This window comes from Scytonema sp. PRP1 (assembly GCF_036697665.2).
Lineage (GTDB): Bacteria > Cyanobacteriota > Cyanobacteriia > Cyanobacteriales > Nostocaceae > Kalymmatonema > Kalymmatonema gypsitolerans.
Genome location: NZ_JBAHYJ020000057.1, coordinates 1 through 938, shown reverse-complemented (window position 1 = coordinate 938; position 938 = coordinate 1). Strand labels below are relative to the sequence as shown.

Here is a 938-nt window from a genome sequence, read left to right as displayed (position 1 = left end):
TAAGACATAAGCTAAAACAGGTTCTTGATTCTATTTCTGCCGAAGCGATCGCATCGATTTGTGGATGGGATTACATCACCTCTGCTTTATTAAGTGCAACTTCATAGAGAATTGGTATTACAAACTGACAATCCCTCGTTTAACGGCAACAATCACCGCTTGAGTGCGATCGTTCACTCCCAATTTACTTAAAATTCGATTAACGTGAGATTTAACGGTGCTTTCACCGATACTCAAAGCGGTGCCAATTTCTAAATTGCTCATTCCTTGGGTTATTAAACGGAGCACCTCTAGCTCTCGTTCACTCAATTCTGGCTTGCTAAGGCGCTGCACCAGTTTTGCCCCCACGTGTGATGGAATATACTGCTGACCGTGATGCAGACTGCGAATCGCATTTAGAAGTTCATTGGGTTTAGCATCCTTGAGCATATATCCTTTAGCACCTGCCTGCAATCCGCGATAGATATTTTCATCGCCATCGTAAGTTGTTAGCACCATAATTCGGGCAGGTTCAAATTCAGCACAGATCGCAGTAATAGCTTCAACCCCTCCGACTTGGGGCATTCGCAAATCCATCAGCGTGACATCTGGTTGGTATTCACAAAAGCGCTCGATCGCCTGTTGTCCATCTTCTGCTTGAGCAATCACCGTCATTTCAGGATCGTGGTTAATGATGCTTGCCAATCCTTGTCTGACAATGAAATGATCGTCAGCAATCAGAACACGAATCGTAGTGGCTTGGCTCATAATAGATTCCGTCCGAAAATTTGTAATCACTTCTGTGCAAAGGTTTGAGAGCAATCCTTGCAGACTTGTTTGGAACGTAAAAATCAGGATTTGATATGGTTAGTGATAGTTTAGAGCCGAAAAATACACAACTATCACTGCTGGGCGTCGCTCCATAGGAGCCGCTACGCAAACGCTATTTTTACTTAACT

At 43.7% G+C, this 938-nt stretch carries 1 protein-coding gene; it reads right to left on the bottom strand.

Going from position 1 to position 938, the window contains the following annotated elements; genetic code table 11:
• Positions 1-117: 117 nt before the first annotated feature.
• Complete coding sequence (locus V5G28_RS11315) at positions 118-747, bottom strand: response regulator transcription factor (RefSeq protein WP_332992267.1); 630 nt, start codon at positions 745-747, stop codon at positions 118-120.
• Between the last annotated feature and the right edge of the window lie 191 nt (positions 748-938).

Excerpts from the sequence above, each read along its gene's own strand:
- V5G28_RS11315 (WP_332992267.1), bottom strand. The coding sequence starts at position 747 with ATGAGCCAAGCCACTACGATTCGTGTTCTGATTGCTGACGATCATTTC.